The 16,319-nt window shown below is 33.7% G+C and carries 16 protein-coding genes; 11 read left to right on the forward strand and 5 right to left on the reverse strand.

Features of this window, described 5'->3' with window-relative positions; genetic code table 11:
* Positions 1-37 precede the first annotated feature (37 nt).
* The 3 genes from V4762_RS07895 (at position 38) to V4762_RS07905 (ending at position 1,735) form a co-directional block, all read left to right on the forward strand.
* On the forward strand, positions 38-517 hold the full coding sequence (locus tag V4762_RS07895; RefSeq protein ID WP_347315270.1) for a BCAM0308 family protein: 480 nt from the start codon (positions 38-40) through the stop codon (positions 515-517).
* Positions 510-1,253, forward strand: a complete 744-nt coding sequence (locus tag V4762_RS07900) for an SIMPL domain-containing protein (protein ID WP_347315243.1) — start codon at positions 510-512, stop codon at positions 1,251-1,253. The genes V4762_RS07895 and V4762_RS07900 overlap by 8 nt, the downstream gene beginning before the upstream one ends.
* Positions 1,254-1,363: 110 nt before the next feature.
* Positions 1,364-1,735: a hypothetical protein gene (locus V4762_RS07905; protein ID WP_347315244.1), complete on the forward strand. Its 372-nt coding sequence runs from the start codon at positions 1,364-1,366 to the stop codon at positions 1,733-1,735.
* Between the two features lie 8 nt (positions 1,736-1,743).
* On the opposite strand, the gene V4762_RS07910 is transcribed toward V4762_RS07905, so the two are convergent.
* Complete coding sequence (locus V4762_RS07910; protein WP_347315245.1) at positions 1,744-2,433, reverse strand: type 1 glutamine amidotransferase; 690 nt, start codon at positions 2,431-2,433, stop codon at positions 1,744-1,746.
* Between the two features lie 139 nt (positions 2,434-2,572).
* Here V4762_RS07910 and V4762_RS07915 point away from each other — a divergent pair, with 139 nt between their 5' ends.
* The 3 genes from V4762_RS07915 to V4762_RS07925 all read left to right on the forward strand — a co-directional run bounded on the left by V4762_RS07915 (position 2,573) and on the right by V4762_RS07925 (position 5,533).
* Positions 2,573-3,601 (forward strand): SPASM domain-containing protein, encoded by a 1,029-nt coding sequence (locus V4762_RS07915; RefSeq protein ID WP_347315246.1) that lies wholly within the window; start codon positions 2,573-2,575, stop codon positions 3,599-3,601.
* Between the two features lie 74 nt (positions 3,602-3,675).
* Positions 3,676-5,037 (forward strand): MFS transporter, encoded by a 1,362-nt coding sequence (locus V4762_RS07920; RefSeq protein WP_347315247.1) that lies wholly within the window; start codon positions 3,676-3,678, stop codon positions 5,035-5,037.
* 85 nt (positions 5,038-5,122) lie between these two features.
* Positions 5,123-5,533 (forward strand): arsenate reductase ArsC, encoded by a 411-nt coding sequence (locus tag V4762_RS07925; RefSeq protein ID WP_347315248.1) that lies wholly within the window; start codon positions 5,123-5,125, stop codon positions 5,531-5,533.
* A gap of 4 nt (positions 5,534-5,537) precedes the next feature.
* On the opposite strand, the gene V4762_RS07930 is transcribed toward V4762_RS07925, so the two are convergent.
* Together V4762_RS07930 and V4762_RS07935 are read right to left on the reverse strand one after the other, a co-directional pair.
* Positions 5,538-5,879 carry a branched-chain amino acid transporter permease gene (locus V4762_RS07930; RefSeq protein WP_347315249.1) on the reverse strand — a complete coding sequence of 114 codons (342 nt, stop codon included), beginning with the start codon at positions 5,877-5,879 and terminating at the stop codon, positions 5,538-5,540.
* The gene (locus V4762_RS07935) at positions 5,866-6,579 is read right to left on the reverse strand and encodes an AzlC family ABC transporter permease (protein ID WP_347315250.1); all 714 of its coding nucleotides are present in this window, start codon (positions 6,577-6,579) and stop codon (positions 5,866-5,868) included. The genes V4762_RS07930 and V4762_RS07935 overlap by 14 nt, the downstream gene beginning before the upstream one ends.
* 146 nt (positions 6,580-6,725) lie before the next feature.
* Between V4762_RS07935 and V4762_RS07940 the strand changes: the two genes are divergently transcribed.
* Both V4762_RS07940 and V4762_RS07945 read left to right on the forward strand, forming a co-directional pair.
* A complete protein-coding gene (locus V4762_RS07940; RefSeq protein ID WP_347315251.1) occupies positions 6,726-7,280 on the forward strand; it encodes a helix-turn-helix domain-containing protein in 555 nt (184 codons plus the stop codon).
* 58 nt (positions 7,281-7,338) lie between these two features.
* Positions 7,339-9,066 (forward strand): thioredoxin domain-containing protein, encoded by a 1,728-nt coding sequence (locus V4762_RS07945; RefSeq protein WP_347315252.1) that lies wholly within the window; start codon positions 7,339-7,341, stop codon positions 9,064-9,066.
* A gap of 43 nt (positions 9,067-9,109) precedes the next feature.
* Here V4762_RS07945 and V4762_RS07950 read toward each other — a convergent pair whose 3' ends face one another.
* On the reverse strand, positions 9,110-12,808 hold the full coding sequence (locus V4762_RS07950) for an ATP-binding protein (RefSeq protein ID WP_347315253.1): 3,699 nt from the start codon (positions 12,806-12,808) through the stop codon (positions 9,110-9,112).
* A gap of 187 nt (positions 12,809-12,995) precedes the next feature.
* Between V4762_RS07950 and V4762_RS07955 the strand changes: the two genes are divergently transcribed.
* From V4762_RS07955 to V4762_RS07965, 3 genes are read left to right on the forward strand one after another with little or no spacing between them, the layout of a single operon-like run.
* Positions 12,996-13,991 (forward strand): NAD(P)H-dependent amine dehydrogenase family protein, encoded by a 996-nt coding sequence (locus tag V4762_RS07955; RefSeq protein ID WP_347315254.1) that lies wholly within the window; start codon positions 12,996-12,998, stop codon positions 13,989-13,991.
* Positions 13,992-14,009: 18 nt separating this feature from the next.
* Positions 14,010-14,852 carry an aminotransferase class IV gene (locus tag V4762_RS07960; protein ID WP_347315255.1) on the forward strand — a complete coding sequence of 281 codons (843 nt, stop codon included), beginning with the start codon at positions 14,010-14,012 and terminating at the stop codon, positions 14,850-14,852.
* A 60-nt stretch (positions 14,853-14,912) separates the two neighbouring features.
* On the forward strand, positions 14,913-15,260 hold the full coding sequence (locus V4762_RS07965; protein WP_347315256.1) for a cytoplasmic protein: 348 nt from the start codon (positions 14,913-14,915) through the stop codon (positions 15,258-15,260).
* Positions 15,261-15,317: 57 nt separating this feature from the next.
* Here the strand turns inward: V4762_RS07965 and V4762_RS07970 are convergent, their stop codons facing one another.
* The gene (locus V4762_RS07970; RefSeq protein WP_347315257.1) at positions 15,318-16,202 is read right to left on the reverse strand and encodes a LysR family transcriptional regulator; all 885 of its coding nucleotides are present in this window, start codon (positions 16,200-16,202) and stop codon (positions 15,318-15,320) included.
* Between the last annotated feature and the right edge of the window lie 117 nt (positions 16,203-16,319).

Below are 16,319 nucleotides of genomic sequence, written 5' to 3' on the forward strand. Positions count from 1 at the left end.
TTATAATATAAGATAAAAAGTCAGGGAGGTGTTATTGGTGAGCGGCAGAAAGGATAAACTTTTCAAAGATTATCTTCACGATCCGTATTTCATTAAAGAAAAATATTCTGAGCCATCGGTATGTGAGAGGTGTGGCGTAGTATTCGCTGACGGAATATTTACATGGGTAAAGCCTATACCAAAAGATTTTCCAAAAATGATTTGTCCAGCCTGCAAAAGGATTGAAGATAGATTTGAAGGCGGTATAGTTTTACTTTCAGGCAAATTTTTAAATCGACACAAAGAAGAGATTATAAACATAGTAAAAAATGTTGAAGCTTATAAAATCGAGAAGAGACCTCTTGAAAGGATTATGTCTATTGTTGAAATTGATAGCAAAATAGAGATAAAGACGACTTATGAGCATCTTGCCAGGAGAATCGGAGAAGCTATAAATAGCGCTTTTAAGGGAGAGCTTAAAATAAGCTATCCTGATGGAGAAAAATATGTAAGAGTGGGGTGGTTTAGAGATGAATAAAATTTATAGTTTATTTTTTGTTTCCATATTTGTATTTTGCTTTTTGATACTTGTAAGCAAGCCATCATTCGCAGCGGAAAACACATACGATCTAAAAATTAACAACGATAAAACAATCTCAGTGGCGGGCTCAGGTTTAATTAAAGAAAAGCCAGACATTGCTTTGATTGATTTTGATATTACCTTAAAAAACAGCGATCCATCTGCTGCTATGGATAATCTATCACAGAAAGCCAACGATCTTTTACAAAAAATTTACGCACAGGGCATAAACAGAAGCGACATAAAGACATCAAACATTTCTCTTCAACCAATATACGTATTCGATAAAAATTCCAATAAAGAGGTCTTAGATGGTTATAGCGCAACTGAATCCTTTACTCTAAAAACATCAGTTGAAGATTCTGGCAAAACAATATCTTTACTTACCGATAACGGAGTAAATCAAATTAATAATATTAGATTTGAACGATCAGACATTAATCAACTTAGACTTCAGGCGATAGAAAATGCAATGAGTGACGCAAGAAAGCAGGCTGATGCAGTATTGGACAAAACTATGTATAAGATAACTGGGATAAAGAGCGTAACAGTATCTCCAATTTCTGCACCTGCTCCTTTACTAAAAGAGAATCTATACAACAAATCTTTGGCAGGGGTAAATCAGCCATTACCTGTAGAGGGTGGTGAAATAGAAATAAGAGCAAACGTACAGGTTGTTTTTATATTTGAATAGATTATTAACCATAATTTAACTATAAATTAACTTCATATTAAACATTAGTAACTAATATGATTAAGAAGGGAGATATGAATACTGAGTAAATAAAATCTGGAGGTTTAAATATGAAAATGTTATTTTATGCCTGCGAGGATCCATCAGATTTTAGCAAATATTATCATTTTTTTAAGCATATTAAACTTTTGAATGAAACTGGAAATCAGGCAAAAATTATATTAGAGTGCAGAGCAGTGCTAATTACTTCAGTTTTTGATGACTCATCAAATCCTTTAAATAGTCTATATGTCGATATTAGACAAAATATCTTAGGCGTTTGCAAGACATGTGCAACCAAATATAACACGATTGAACAGTGTAAATCCCAAGAATTACCCATAAAAGGTTTGTTGGGCTCTCACATTGCATGTGAATCGTACATAAGAAAAAACTATTATGCAATGTGCATATTTGCTAATAGTGAACCGATTAAGATTTAGTTAAAAGATCACAACATATTATCAATCAGCGAAGTAAGATAACTTTGGATTTTCTTAACTTCTTCAGTTTTGCCTATTAATGAGCTTACATCTATCTTTTCTTCTCTTAATTCGTCAGAGTACAAATTTGCCCATTCTAATATCATATTTTGATCTACTTCAATATGAAACTGTAAACCTATTGAATTTTTATAAATGAAACCTTGATTCTGATATTTTTCAGATGAAAATATGTGCAAAGAATCCTTTGGCAAATCAAAGGTATCGCCATGCCAACAAAAAGCGTTAAATTCTCTTGGGAAATTATGGGTATATTTGTGATTGTATTGTTTAAACATTTTGTGCCAGCCGATTTCTTTTCCCATTTCTCCTTTATATACTCTTGCCCCAAGAACATGGGCGAGTATTTGTGATCCTAAACAAATACCGATAATCGGAACATCTTTGTCTAAGGCACTTTCTACGATTTTAAACTCATCTTTTAAAAATGGATATTTATCATATTCATAAACTCCCATATAGCCGCCCAAAATAATCAAAAAGTTGTATTCACTTAAGCTTATATTATGGACAGTTTTTTTTGTAATATCACATATATCAATTATATTTGTTCCAATACCGAAACCTTTTTCTGAAAAAATGTTATATAGATAACCTGGTCCCTCTTCTTTTACATGTCTAATAGCTAAAATTTTCATAAAACCTCCAAAATTTACAATAAGTATAAATCAATATTATATTCCATAATAAAAATTTCACATAAAATTGTATATTATATTGGCAAAATCCAAAATTTATATTAAAATAACCCTATAATAGCTATATATGGGGGTAATTATGATTGATAAAATCTGGGACTGGATTCAGATAGAGGTTACATCCTTTTGCAATGCAAGTTGCAGTTATTGTCCTCATACTACCTATAAAACAACCTGGATCAATAGACATCTTGAATTCGAACTGTTTAGAAAATTAGAACGGTATTTACATAATACAGAACTCGTCTACCTTCAGGGATGGGGCGAGCCCTTCCTAAATCCCAGAATATTTGATATGATCAGACTTGCCAAAAACCTCGGTTGCAGAGTGGGCACTACTTCAAACGCAAATCTTATTGACAGGGAATTCTCTGAAAAAATAGTAATGTCTAAATTAGACAACATATCTCTTTCGCTTGCAGGAGTGGATAAAGATAATGACTTTTATAGAAAGGAGACTTCACTCGAAAGAGTGTTAAACGCAATTGATGAAATCAACTACACTAAAAAGAAGTTAAAAGTTAATTTTCCAAAGATAAATATTGCATATTTGCTATTGGCTTCTGGATTAGAAAAAATTCATAAACTGCCAAATTTACTAAAGGGTAGAGGTATAGAACAAATTGTTATCTCTACACTTGATTTTATCCCAACAGAAAATTTTAATAATGAATCATTAAGATTTAAAGATTTAAATCAATCTAATGACTTTCAAAAAGAAATTAAAAAATTGGTTGACCACGGAAAAGATTTTGGATTAGAAATATATTGTAATGTTCCAATATTATCAGAAAAGCTGCCAACTTGCAGCGAAAATCCTGAAAAAAGCCTCTTTATAGGGAGTGATGGTTCTGTGTCTCCCTGTGTTTTTACAAATTTGCCATTAGAATCAGATTCTGTAAATGCTGAAAATTACATTAAAATAATTTTTGGCAATATTACAAAAAAAGATCTTGGTGAAATTTGGAACTCAAAGGACTATAAGGATTTTCGATCTTCATTTGAAGATAATTCTGGTTTTATGCCCTGTAAAAATTGTTTAAAAAGATACATTTATCCTATAGAAACAACTTTTAATTCAAACCTGGTATATTTACCTTTTAGCTAATTAAGCCTTTTTTATAATAAGATACAAAATGCTTAACTTAACATAATCCAAACTTTTTGGTAAAATAAATATATATGGTTGAGAAAAATCTGGATGAATTAAAACTAAGCAAGCACCACTTGAAAGCAATGTTTGTTTCGGGCATGGGGTTTTTTACCGATGCATACGACCTGTTTATTATAGGTGTAGCCCTCTCCTTGATAGCCCCAGTTTGGGGGCTAACGAGTTCTGAGATTGCAATTCTTGGGAGCAGCTCTCTTTTGGCTGCATTATTTGGGTCGGTTTTTTTTGGTAGATTTGCTGACAATTTTGGCAGAAAGAAAATTTATGGTCTTGAAGCTCTTATAATGACCATTGGTGCACTTATGTCAGCTTTTTCACCAAATTTTTTATTTCTTCTGATATCTAGGTTTATCTTAGGTATAGGCATTGGTGGAGATTACCCAGTAAGCGCAGTTATAATGAGCGAATATTCCAATAGAACTGATCGCGGTAAATTGGTCGGGCTGGTGTTTTCGATGCAGGCCCTTGGGCTAATAATTGGCCCTCTTGTGGCTTTAAGCTTGCTAATGTTACACATACCGCTTGATTTAGCATGGCGTGTCATGCTTGGTTTAGGTGCGTTACCCTCATTTTTCGTTATTTATCTTAGGAGAAAGCTGCCAGAGTCTCCACGTTATCTCTCTCAGATAGTTGGAGACAAAGAGGCGGCCCTGTCTGCCTTTGGAGATTTTACAGGAAACAATCATAAAAATAACAAACCAGTATATGAAAATTCGAAAATAACCCACGGAATAAAAGAGTTTTTCTCAAACAGGCAGCACGTTATAACTTTATTTGGAACCGCTGGAAGCTGGTTCTTACTTGATTGGGCATATTATGGCAATACAATTTCTACGCCAATAGTAATGAATGCTATAACAGATAGCTCTTCCCTTGAATTGAAGATGATCTATTCACTTTTGATATTTGTTATATTTGCTTTACCTGGATATATACTGTCAATAGTTTTTATGGACATTATAGGTAGGAAATATATCCAACTTATGGGTTTTGGCATTATGGCTTTTTCATTCTTGTTATTGGGAACGATCCCTGATATAGAAAATAACGTAACGGGCTTTCTTATCCTTTATGGTCTTAGCTATCTGTTTACAGAATTTGGACCCAATACTACCACTTTTGTGCTGCCATCAGAGCTCTTCCCAACTGAATACAGGACGACTGGGCATGGCTTTTCTGCGGGAATTGGCAAACTGGGAGCTTTTTTAGGGGTTCTCTTTTTTCCTATTACAGAGTCATTTTTAGGATTGAATATGACATTTGTCATTGTTTCAATTATTTGTTTTTTGGGCATTATAACTACATCAGTTCTTACAGAGCCTAAAGGCAAGAGTCTTGAAGACTGCTCATACTCTAAGATAGTAGGAAAGTAATAAAATTCGTATTATTCTTCATTAACAAGTTTTTAACAATAGTTTAATAAAATAATATATTAAATTCCGAAATTAGGAGAGGTTAATGAAGAAAAGAGCTTTATTTTTGTGCACTCACAATAGCGCTCGTTCTCAAATGGCACAAGGTTTGATGAACGCTTTGCTGTCAGAAAACTATGAAGCATTTAGCGCTGGCACTTTTGCCACATCTATTAATCCATTTGCCATAGAGGTTTTGAAAGAAATTGGGATCGATATCTCTAATCAATATTCCAAAAATTTTGATATATATCTGAACGATGAATTTGATTATGTAGTAACCGTCTGCGATAACGCAAAAGAGGGCTGCCCATACTTTCCAGGAGGAAAGGATCAATTTCACAAAAGCTTCGAAGATCCTGCATCGTTTTCTGGAACCGAAGAAGAAAAATTAGATAAGTTTAGAGAAGTTAGAGATAAGATTAAAGACTGGATTGTGGATTATTTTCGAGCCTAACCAACTAAAAGCGTAAAAAGTTCAATAAATTTAGCTGGACTAAAACCATATATACAAATGTACTTACAAATATGCTCACAAAGAAGTTCCTAAACTTTAGGTGAAGAATTACTACGAATAAAATAGCAATTAATTCGTTTAATCCAAATGGAGGCTTTAAAAAGGACACATCTTTTAAACAATAGATTACCAAAATGGTAATGACGCTAAATGGAGCGTATTTACCAATAAAAACAACCATTTCAGGTGGCTTTTTCGAGCTGAAAAAAATAAAAGGAAACGCTCTTGCTAAAAATGTGATTAAAGCCATTATTGCAATAGATATTTCTATATTAGTTGCGTTCATTCTGAGCTATCACCGTCCCTTTAAAGATTATCAAAAGCAAAGTAGAGAATATTATCGAAGGCAAAAGCATGTTTTCCTTGCCTGCAACGAAAATTGATATTATGGCGCAGGTAGCGCCAATCCAAAATGGCAAACGCGTTTTGTAAGATCGAAGCTGCTCAAGGAGAATTACCAAAAATAGTGCTGTTAGAGTAAAATCCAAACCCAATGTATTAAATTTTATCGCATTACCCATAATAGCTCCTAAGATAGTCCCAAATACCCAATAAAAATGATTTAGTGCACTTATGTATATGTAAAATTTAGTTTTGTTAATACTATTGGGCTCTTTTAAAGTCGTTAATAGGGCATAGGTTTCGTCAGTAAGAGTAAATATCATATATGGTTTAAGTTTTCCTGTAAGATTGAACTTATCTAATAGCGAAAGGCCATATAGCATATGTCTGCAATTTATTAACAGAGTAATAATTGCTATTGTAATAAGATTCGCATTTGATAAAAAAAACTGTATAGCTATAAATTGCATTGAACCAGCATATACAAAAAGGCTCATAATAGGTGCAAAAATCCAAGGAATACCTTTGCTGGCCAATAACAATCCAAATGCTATTCCACCCGAAACATATCCAAACATTATAGGCATTGTCGCTACAATGGCATGAAAGATGGTCATATCTGAAATATTTCTTTGAGCTCTCATCTCTCCTCCTTTATGTTATTTATAAAAATGATTTAAAATAATAGTAGTAGTTATTTTAAAGTATGTGCGTTATATTATATATTTGAGCGTTATGTTTAAAAATTATAACATCCTTTTTTATAAATGCAATATTTTAGGAGGGTCCCTTGAACGATTTAAATTTTATAATAGCAAATAACTTAAAAAAAATAAGAGATGGAAGAAAACTGAGCCTTGATAAGCTTTCAGAAATTACAGGGGTTAGCAAGTCAATGCTTGGTCAGATTGAGAGAGGAGAGTCAAACCCTACTGTGACAACTTTGAAAAAAATAACTGCAGGGCTAAAGGTTTCGTTTACTGCGCTCTTAGACAATCCAAAGCCTAAGGTAGATGTAGTGAGATTTAACGATATTTTGCCTATTACCGAGGATGATGGCAGGTATAGAGTTTATTCTGTTTTCCCATTTGATGAGAATAGACGTTTTGAGATATACATAATAGAATTTGATAAGGGCAGCCGTTTGAGAGCTGTAGCACACCCTGATGGAACACAAGAATTTATTACAGTTTTCGAAGGAGAGCTAAAGATTTCTTTAGGAAGTGAAGAGTTTATTGTTCAGAAGGGTGATTCTATAAGATTTCTCGCAGACAGACCACACATTTACTCTAATATCCATCCCTCACTTACAAGGCTTAGCTTGGTTCTTTATTATCCGCTTTAATGATATGATTTAATCTCTGTCTTAAGTAGTTTTAGACTGTTAGAAAATGGAGGAAAAAATGGAAATTTCTAATAAACCGAATGCACTGATAAACGAGAGTTCGCCCTACTTGCTTCAACATTCACACAATCTGGTCAATTGGTATCCGTGGGGCGATGAGGCATTAGGAAAAGCAAAAGATGAGGATAGGCCTATCTTTCTGAGTATCGGTTATAGCAGCTGTCACTGGTGCCATGTAATGGAAAAAGAGTCTTTCAATAACGAAGAAGTTGCCAAAATCTTAAACGAAAAATTTGTTTCAATTAAAGTTGACAGAGAAGAGCATCCAGAAATTGACAAATTTTATCAAAACGTTCACGTAGTTTTCAACAATCGAACTGGCGGATGGCCTCTTAGCATATTTATGACCCATGATCTAAAGCCATTTTATGCTGCCACCTATATTCCAATAGAAAAGAAATCAAGTGGATATGCGTTTCCTGACATCTTAAACGCAATATCAACTCAATATCTTAACGATAAGTCAAAGCTAATTAAATTCGGAGATGATATCCTAAGATACGTTGATTCATTGCACAAAGTTGAAGCGACAGTTGAAATAGGAGGCAATATATCCGATCTATTCATAAAAAAAGTAGAGGACAATTACGATGCTGTCTACGGTGGGTTTTCAGGAGCGCCAAAATTTCCTCAAGCCTCACTCTTAGACATCCTACTCTATATTTACAATAGGACAAAAGAGAATAAACCCTTAGAAATGGTAGAAAATACCTTAAAAAATATGTCAATGGGTGGCATTTATGACCTTGTAGACGGTGGGTTTTGTCGATATAGCACAGACGATATCTGGCTCGTGCCACACTTTGAAAAGATGAGTTACGATAACGCGCTCTTGTCACAAGTTTATTTGGACACATATCAGGTTACAAAAAACGAATTGTATCTGAATATTGCCATAGAAACAATTGAATTTATGTTGGAAAAAATGCAAAAGAATGGACTATTTTATTCATCAAGCGACGCTGATACCGAAGGAATAGAGGGCAAATACTATACATACGAATACGATGAAATTTCAAAAATTCTTGAAAAATATAGCATTGATCCTAAGGCATTGTCTGTCACAAAGGATGGCAACTTTGAAGGAAAAATTATATTAAGGCTCTCAAAAGATTCTGATAGAAGCAAATTGGCACCTTTGTTTAATGAGCTAAAAAATCTTAGAAAAGAGAAAAAATATCCCTTTATAGACGAGAAAATAATCACATCAATAAATTCAATGATGATAAAGAGCCTATTTAAGGCAGCAAAAGTTAATGAAAAATATTCTATATTAGCCAAAGGGTGTCTAAAAGCCTTACTAAAATTTCTGTATAAGGACGGCACTCTATATCACTGTGGAGTGCATGGCAAAGAAGTAAAGATAGAGGCATTTTTAGAGGACTACGCTTATCTTATAGATACTCTCATAGAAGGATATTACTTTACCCAAGAAGAAGAATATCTAAAATTGGCAATAAAATTCACAAAGGATGCAAATAACTTTTTTGATGAGCTCTGGCATTTTAGCTTGGATGGGTTTAAGACTACTGCAGATGTATTTGATGAATCTTATCCATCGAGCGCTTCCTTGATGATTATGAACAACATTAGACTAAATAGCTACGTCTCAGGTGAATTTTCTGACATCATAAAAAAGAGCATAAATAATTACTCTGGAAAGATATCAAAATATTCCCAGTACACAGCCCTTGCAGTAAAGTGCGTTTTGGAGAGTAAGATCTGAGAAGATATTCTAAAACTATAAATTTGATATTTTAGTTAGAAACCTATAAGTCATTAACCTTTTTAAAGATTTCAAACTTATCTTTTAAACATTGCAATATTTCATTAACTTTTTTCAGATTTGAGCTCCTTGCGGCAAGTTCAATCTTAAATGAGCAGCTTTTTAGCTCATCATCTCCAAACTTTGAAAAATAATCTTTTAAGGTGTGAGCCGATAGTTCAATTTCAACTAAATCTTGACTTGCCACGTGGCAGCAAAGACTCTCGATCTCAACTTCTAATTTGCGAATATCTATTGTGATCTCTTGTTCTGTATCAAAATTTCCAAATTCAATTTGGTAGTCATCTGAAATCTTTATTGAACTTGAGTCATCTTTCTTTTCAGCCGAAGCATTTTTAGAACTATAAATTACCTTATCAAGCATTTTATATAAGTCTTTAGCCATAAATGGCTTTGATATGTATTCATCCATACCAACTGACAAAAATTTTTCTCTATCACCCTTCAAGGCATAGGCAGTAAGAGCTATTATAGGCGTTTTAACTCTATTCTCTTTTTCTTCAAGCTCTCTTATCTTTTTTGTAGCCTCCATGCCATCCATCACGGGCATCCGAATGTCCATTAATACTGCGTCAAAATTATCTTTCTTAAATATCTCAAATCCTTTTAACCCATTTTCAGCTAAAAATACTTCATATCCTCTATTTTTTAACATCATATTAGTTACCATAGAATTAACTTTGTCGTCTTCCACAAGGAGAATTCTGAGATTGGAATTTATCTTTTCAAAATCTGGATCTGGGCTATCGTTTTCTTTTAAATATCCAGAGTATTTTTTGAATCTAATTGAAAATTCAAATCTTGAACCCTTACCCTTTTCGCTTTCTAAGCTTATATCAGAGCCCATAAGCTCGATTATCTTTTTTGAAATAGCAAGCCCAAGACCAGTTCCGCCATACCTTCTAGTAATAGAGGAGTCTATTTGATTGAATGGTTTAAATAGCTTGTTTTGATCCTCTTTTGATATGCCTATTCCTGTATCCTCAAATATAAATCTTATATTGCAAAAATCTTTAGAATCCTCTTCGCTATCTTCTAAAACTGTGAACTCAACAGCACCACGATCTGTAAACTTTATTGCATTTGTAAGAAGATTATTAAACACTTGCCTTAGTTTCTGAGAGTCTCCAATAATAAAATTAGGAATAGATTTATCAAATAAATATTTAAGCTCAATATTTTTTTCTTTAGCTTTAAAGGAATGAGTTTTAAAAACCTCATCTGAGAGCCTTCTTAAGTCAAAGATAATATTGTCCAACTTCATCTTTTTTGCTTCCATTTTGGAGAAGTCTAATATTTGGCTTATCAAGTCAAGCAGGTTATCAGAGCAATATTTAATAGTGCTAAAATAATCCTTTTGATCCTTTGTAAGATCTGTCAATCCTATAAGGTCTATCATCCCTACAATCCCATTTAAAGGCGTTCTTATCTCATGACTCATATTCGCTAAAAATTCACTCTTTGCCAGGTTTGCTTCCTCTGCCATATCCTTTGCTACAATAAGGCTGCGTTCTGCTAACTTGCGTTCTGTAATGTTGTCAAATATAATCGCATAATAATCAGTTTCTGGACTATATACTGAAATCTTGAACCACTGATCTATGGCATCGATATATATCTCGTTTATACAATAGAATTCACATCTTTTGGAAACAGAGCTGCAAATCCCAATGCTTATTAGGATATCTTCTATATAGCTCTTGAATGGCTCTGAGTTTATCTTTGCCAATGGAACGTTAAATGTCCATCCAAACATTTCATTTGCATCAATTAGCACGCAATCATCAATTATTTCAGTATTGTCAATAATTATTGCCTTAAAATAAAGAAATGGGCTGCTCAGATTAGAAAAGAGTTTTTGATATTGTCTTCGAACTACAGCAAGTTTCGACTCAATAGAGATTCTGTTCAATATAGATTCAATCTGGCTCTCAATAACATTTAAGAGCTCATATATATCAGGATTGAAAATGTCATAGTTCTCTGACAAAAAAGATAGGTTGCCAATAATTTCGTTGTTCACACATATGCTTATAGATCCGCAAGAATTAATTCCATATTCCTTAACTAAAGCAGGAAATGGGCACAGATCAGTTAAATTTATATTATTAAACGCATAAAATCCCTTATTTTTTAATGATTGGCTACATGGCAATGAAGGATTGTTTAGAATTTTTTTAAAATCTTTATCAGAAATCATCACTTTTAACTTTGTTATATAAGAATAGTACTTTTGATTAGAACAATCATAGTACTGAATATTAAATTGTGAATCTTCAACTGCAGTTATGTATGCAATTTCAAATTCTAAATCTCTGACAAAAATAGCAGTAAGTTTTTCAAGAAATTCCTCTTTTGACTCTATATTAAGGGACAAGTTTGTAATGTGGAAGAGGGCTTCAAATATTTTGGAAGTTAATCTTAGAATTCTTTCATGATTGACTAATTCAGTTATGTCTTTGGAGAAGTCAACAAAATTTTCGATTTTGTCGTTTCGAATAAATGGGACAATAACCTTGTCCAGATAGAAAGTCGTATTATCTTTTCTCTTATTTGCCACTGTACCCTTAAAGGTATCAGCGCTTAAAATTGTATTCCATAGGCCTTTATAAAATTCAGCGTTTTGTTCGTTTGATTTGAATACCTTTGGATTGCTGCCAATAAGCTCATCCATACTGTAGCCAGAAATGTCTGAAACAGCTTTGCTTGCCTGAATAATAGTGCCATTTATATCTGTAATTAAAACCCATTCATGAGATGTCTCCAAGGCCTTATTTAATATTAGAATATTTTTCCCTGATTCTAATTTTTCAACCGCAAACGAGAGGTCTTTTTGTATTTCTTCCAATAAAACAAGATGTTCATCGCTGAGTGAGCCCTTGTATTTATCGTGAATAACGATAATCTTATATACTTTATCATTTTTTAAAATAGGGATCGCACATATAAAATTGATATTGAATTCTTTAAAATAATCTCTCCAATAGCTTAGCCTTTCTGATTTAAAGACGTCTTGAATGTAAGAGATCTTTTTTGTATGATATGTATCCGAAATGGTGCCTCTGCCATAAGGCGTATTTTGATTTACGCCAACTTTATCATTTTTTAATCGAAGAGCGTGATTGTTGTCTGATGTATAAATATAATCTTTTACAAATAGATCGTCTTCATCGACATGCCCAACAACTGATGAGTCATATCCAACTTCAGTCACAAGGATTTTAACTATCTTAGAAAAGAGCTCATCTTCGTTATCTACTTTCACGATTAGTTGATTTATCTGACTGAGGGCAAAAAAGAGCTTTTTATAAGATTCCTCTTTAGATCTATCTAATACGATTACAAGGCCAGAAAATTTTCCATTATAAATCGTTGTGTACACAAAAACTGAAACAGGCACTAAATGATTGTTTTTTGATAAGAGATAATAATCTGCTACCTCAACTTTGTCGACCTCGCCCTTTAGCCTCTTTCTAAGGTTATCTTTAACAATTCTTTTCTGTTCATCTTCTGAGTGCAGATCAAAGATAGTCTTACCAATTAACTCGTCTGGCGAATCATAGTCAAGAATCTGGGCAATGCGCTCATTTGCGAAGACAATCACTCCATCTTCAGTCTGATGAATATACACGCCAAATATTGAGGAATCAAGTAGTGCATCAAAATTATCTAAACCGCTCATATGAACCCCCAATTTATATATATTGAAAAAAATTATAATTTAATTAGTGAATTAAGTAAATATTTAAAAGATTATTAAGCTTATCTTAAACACTAGTCTATAGTAAGTGATAAAATATGGTTATTGGTTTTCAATAAACATTATAAAGTATCAAATTTTCCTATCACTTTAAACAGAGGAGTACAAAATGGACAAAAAGCTTAAGGTAGTTCAGATGGGATTGGGACCTATAGGCACAGGCGTCACAAAATATCTAATGGAGAGGTCCAACATCGAAATTGTAGGGGCAATCGATAGCGATAAGTCAAAGCTTGGTAAAGATTTGGGTTTAATTGCAGGGCTTTCACCCACAGGCATCATGGTCTCAGATGATCTAAACAGCACATTGGGAAACGAAAAGGTTGACGCCTTGATCCTAACTACCACATCAAGCTTGATTGGTATTTACGATCAACTAAAGACTATTTTGCCATTTGGCGTAAATGTAATATCATCGTGCGAAGAGCTAAGCTATCCATGGTCGAACTCCAATATAGCTGAAAAAATAAATAGTTTAGCCAAAGATAATAAAGTTTCAGTTTTAGGCACAGGAGTGAATCCAGGATATCTGATGGATTATCTGCCAATGGTTTTATCTGGAGTTTGTGAAAATGTTACAAAATTTACTGTAGAAAGGATCCAGGATGCCAAGTATAGAAGACTCCCATTTCAGCTTAAGATAGGTGCTAATACCACTATAGAGGAATTTGATAGTAAAGTTAAGGCAGGCAAATTGAAGCACGTTGGACTCTCACAATCAATAAATATGATAGCATCATTTTTGGGCTGGGAAATTGATAGAATTGATGAGGTTATATCCCCAATAGTAGCTACACACAGGGTTGAATTCGACAACGGCATTATTGAGCCAGGAAAGGTTCTTGGCGTTCAGCAAATAGGACTTGGGATAGCAAAAGGTGAAGACAAGATTAACATGATCTTTCGAGCTACTATAGATGAGTGCGAACCAAGGGATAGAATAATCATTGATGGAAACCCTCCAATAGATATGTTAATTAAAAATGGGGTAAATGGAGATATTGCTACCTGTGCAATCCTTGTAAATTCAATTCCAAATCTAATTCAGGCTACACCTGGTTTGAAAACTATGCTTGACATAAACCCGCCCCATTATCATCTTTAAAATGGAGGAAGCATAAACATGATCGTATATTTAAATGGCAAATGGTTAAAGGAATCTGAGGCTATGATCTCATTTCAAGATAGGGGATTTGTTTTTGCCGACTCTGTATATGACGCAACTATAATTTGCAATAGGACATATCACAGGCTGGATAGACATTTAAACAGACTGCAAAATGGATTGAATAAGTTAAAAATAGAATATGACGTGTCAAATCTTAGGACAATTTTGGATGAATTGCTGGATAGAAATAAGCAGATTGTTGATGAAGGAGAGCTATACATTCAGATATCTCGGGGTTGTGCCCCTTTTAGAGCGCATGGATTGCCAAAGTTAAAAGATCCTACGGTGCTTGCTTATGTGGACCTGATAAATCCTGCATATATGCCGCCAGAAAAGGGGAGGGCTATATTGGTAGAAGACAAAAGATGGGAAATGTGCGATGTAAAGACTACGGGGATAATGCTTAATTGCATGGCGAAACAAATGGCGACTGATTCAGGTTGCAATGCTGCAATATTTCACAGAAACCAGATAGTTACCGAAGCTCATGCATTGAACATTTTTATAGTAAAACACAATGAACTCTTTACACACCCAAATGGCCCATGGATACTGCCTGGAATCACAAGAGAATTAGTAATTGAGGTCGCACAAGAATACAGTATAAAAGTAAATGAAGTGCAATTTACTACCCAAGATCTATTAGATGCAGATGAGGTTTTTTTGACTGGTTCTGTAGGAGGGGTGATCCCTTATGTAGAAATCGATGGCAAAAAGATTAAAGATGGGACTATAGGGCCAATTTCTACGCTGCTAAGAAAAGAATATTATTCAGTTCTCTATAAGGAGACCCATTAAATACTGCAATTAAGAGATATTGATTTAGTAAAGAAAATTAATTAATTTAAGGAGGATACAATGAAAAACGTAGTGCTTTTTGCTTTCAGAGGAGATTCGATGTGTTTTATTCACGTATTGCTATATGGCATTGAGCTTAGTGAGAGCGGAATAAATACTCAGATAGTATTAGAGGGCGAGTCTACAAAATTGATTCCTGAGCTTTATAACGAAAATAGCCCTCTCTACAACCTTGCACAAAAGGCGCTAAAGCTAAACATAATTGAAGGCGTGTGCAAAGCTTGTTCAACCATGATGGGCACAATAGATGAGGCAAAAAAGAGAAATCTTAATATATTGTCTGATATGTCTGGCCATGCTGGAATGGCAAGATTTATTAATGAAGGATTTGAAGTAATAACTTTCTAAAATTTGCTGAAAACAAACTAAATATTTGATATTTATCAAAACTAATCTCTGATTATATCAGTCAGAATCGTGGGACTTGATAAGGCTTATAAAATTTTTTACTACCATAGATAAGTATGCATTTTTGAGCCAGATAACTACAGCTTTTGTTTCTAAAGATTTATTGTTTATTTCGCACAGCTTCATTTCCCCAGGCTTAAAAATATTGATTGGCGGTTTGGGTACCATTGCGACTCCTATGCCCAATTCTGCCCAGGTTATAATTGATCGAACGTCTTCACCTTTACATAAAATATTTGGTTCAATATCATACTTGCTGAATGCGTTCATAATAATCTGTTCATATCTACGGTGGATGATTAAGGGAATGCCTTTTAACTCACTTAAATCAATTTTTTCACCTTGGAACTTCCAGTTGTCTGTAAATATCGCTACCATAGGGTCGTCTGGTTCATTTGAGGCTTGAATAATATAATCATAGTTGTTTATGTTAAAGGGAGTTCTTACAATGCCAATATTTACAACACCTTTGCTTACCAAATCCATAATTTTAATGGTGTTACCTTCTAAGACTTGAAAGGTAACGTCAGGATAGTTTTTATGAAATTCTTTGATAAATTTTGGCAGTATTGATGCCCCGCTTGAAGAAACAGTCCCAATGCTTATTGTTCCATGATGACCCTTGCTCAAATCAATTAATTCTTTTTTTGTCGAGCCTGCAAGATTCAATATTTGTTCTGCGCGAGCAGCAAACACCTGTCCAGCTTCAGTAAGTTCTACGCTTTTCGCACCCCGAATCAAGAGCTTTACCCCTAATTCCTTTTCAAGCAACTTTATCTGCTGGCTTAATGGTGGTTGTGCAATATTGAGCTTATATGCGGCTTTTGTAAACTGGCCTTCCTGCACTATAGCAAGAAAATATCGAATTTGCCTTATATCCATTGAAAGGGTCTCCTTTTAAATAAATTTATTATATTTAAATCGTATAATCTAATATAAATTAGATATTTTAAATATATCAATTTCTTTGTTATAGTATATTCGCTTGAGGTTGTCAAG

Source organism: Thermodesulfobium sp. 4217-1 (assembly GCF_039822205.1).
Taxonomy (GTDB): Bacteria; Thermodesulfobiota; Thermodesulfobiia; order Thermodesulfobiales; family Thermodesulfobiaceae; genus Thermodesulfobium.

Bases quoted from the DNA above. Each gene is read 5' to 3' on its own strand.
- V4762_RS07900 (WP_347315243.1), top strand. From the start codon at position 510: ATGAATAAAATTTATAGTTTATTTTTTGTTTCCATATTTGTATTTTGC.
- V4762_RS07905 (WP_347315244.1), top strand. From the start codon at position 1,364: ATGAAAATGTTATTTTATGCCTGCGAGGATCCATCAGATTTTAGCAAA.
- V4762_RS07910 (WP_347315245.1), bottom strand. From the start codon at position 2,433: ATGAAAATTTTAGCTATTAGACATGTAAAAGAAGAGGGACCAGGTTAT.
- V4762_RS07915 (WP_347315246.1), top strand. From the start codon at position 2,573: ATGATTGATAAAATCTGGGACTGGATTCAGATAGAGGTTACATCCTTT.
- V4762_RS07920 (WP_347315247.1), top strand. From the start codon at position 3,676: ATGGTTGAGAAAAATCTGGATGAATTAAAACTAAGCAAGCACCACTTG.
- V4762_RS07925 (WP_347315248.1), top strand. From the start codon at position 5,123: ATGAAGAAAAGAGCTTTATTTTTGTGCACTCACAATAGCGCTCGTTCT.
- V4762_RS07930 (WP_347315249.1), bottom strand. From the start codon at position 5,879: ATGAACGCAACTAATATAGAAATATCTATTGCAATAATGGCTTTAATC.
- V4762_RS07935 (WP_347315250.1), bottom strand. From the start codon at position 6,579: ATGAGAGCTCAAAGAAATATTTCAGATATGACCATCTTTCATGCCATT.
- V4762_RS07945 (WP_347315252.1), top strand. From the start codon at position 7,339: ATGGAAATTTCTAATAAACCGAATGCACTGATAAACGAGAGTTCGCCC.
- V4762_RS07950 (WP_347315253.1), bottom strand. From the start codon at position 12,808: ATGAGCGGTTTAGATAATTTTGATGCACTACTTGATTCCTCAATATTT.
- V4762_RS07955 (WP_347315254.1), top strand. From the start codon at position 12,996: ATGGACAAAAAGCTTAAGGTAGTTCAGATGGGATTGGGACCTATAGGC.
- V4762_RS07960 (WP_347315255.1), top strand. From the start codon at position 14,010: ATGATCGTATATTTAAATGGCAAATGGTTAAAGGAATCTGAGGCTATG.
- V4762_RS07965 (WP_347315256.1), top strand. From the start codon at position 14,913: ATGAAAAACGTAGTGCTTTTTGCTTTCAGAGGAGATTCGATGTGTTTT.
- V4762_RS07970 (WP_347315257.1), bottom strand. From the start codon at position 16,202: ATGGATATAAGGCAAATTCGATATTTTCTTGCTATAGTGCAGGAAGGC.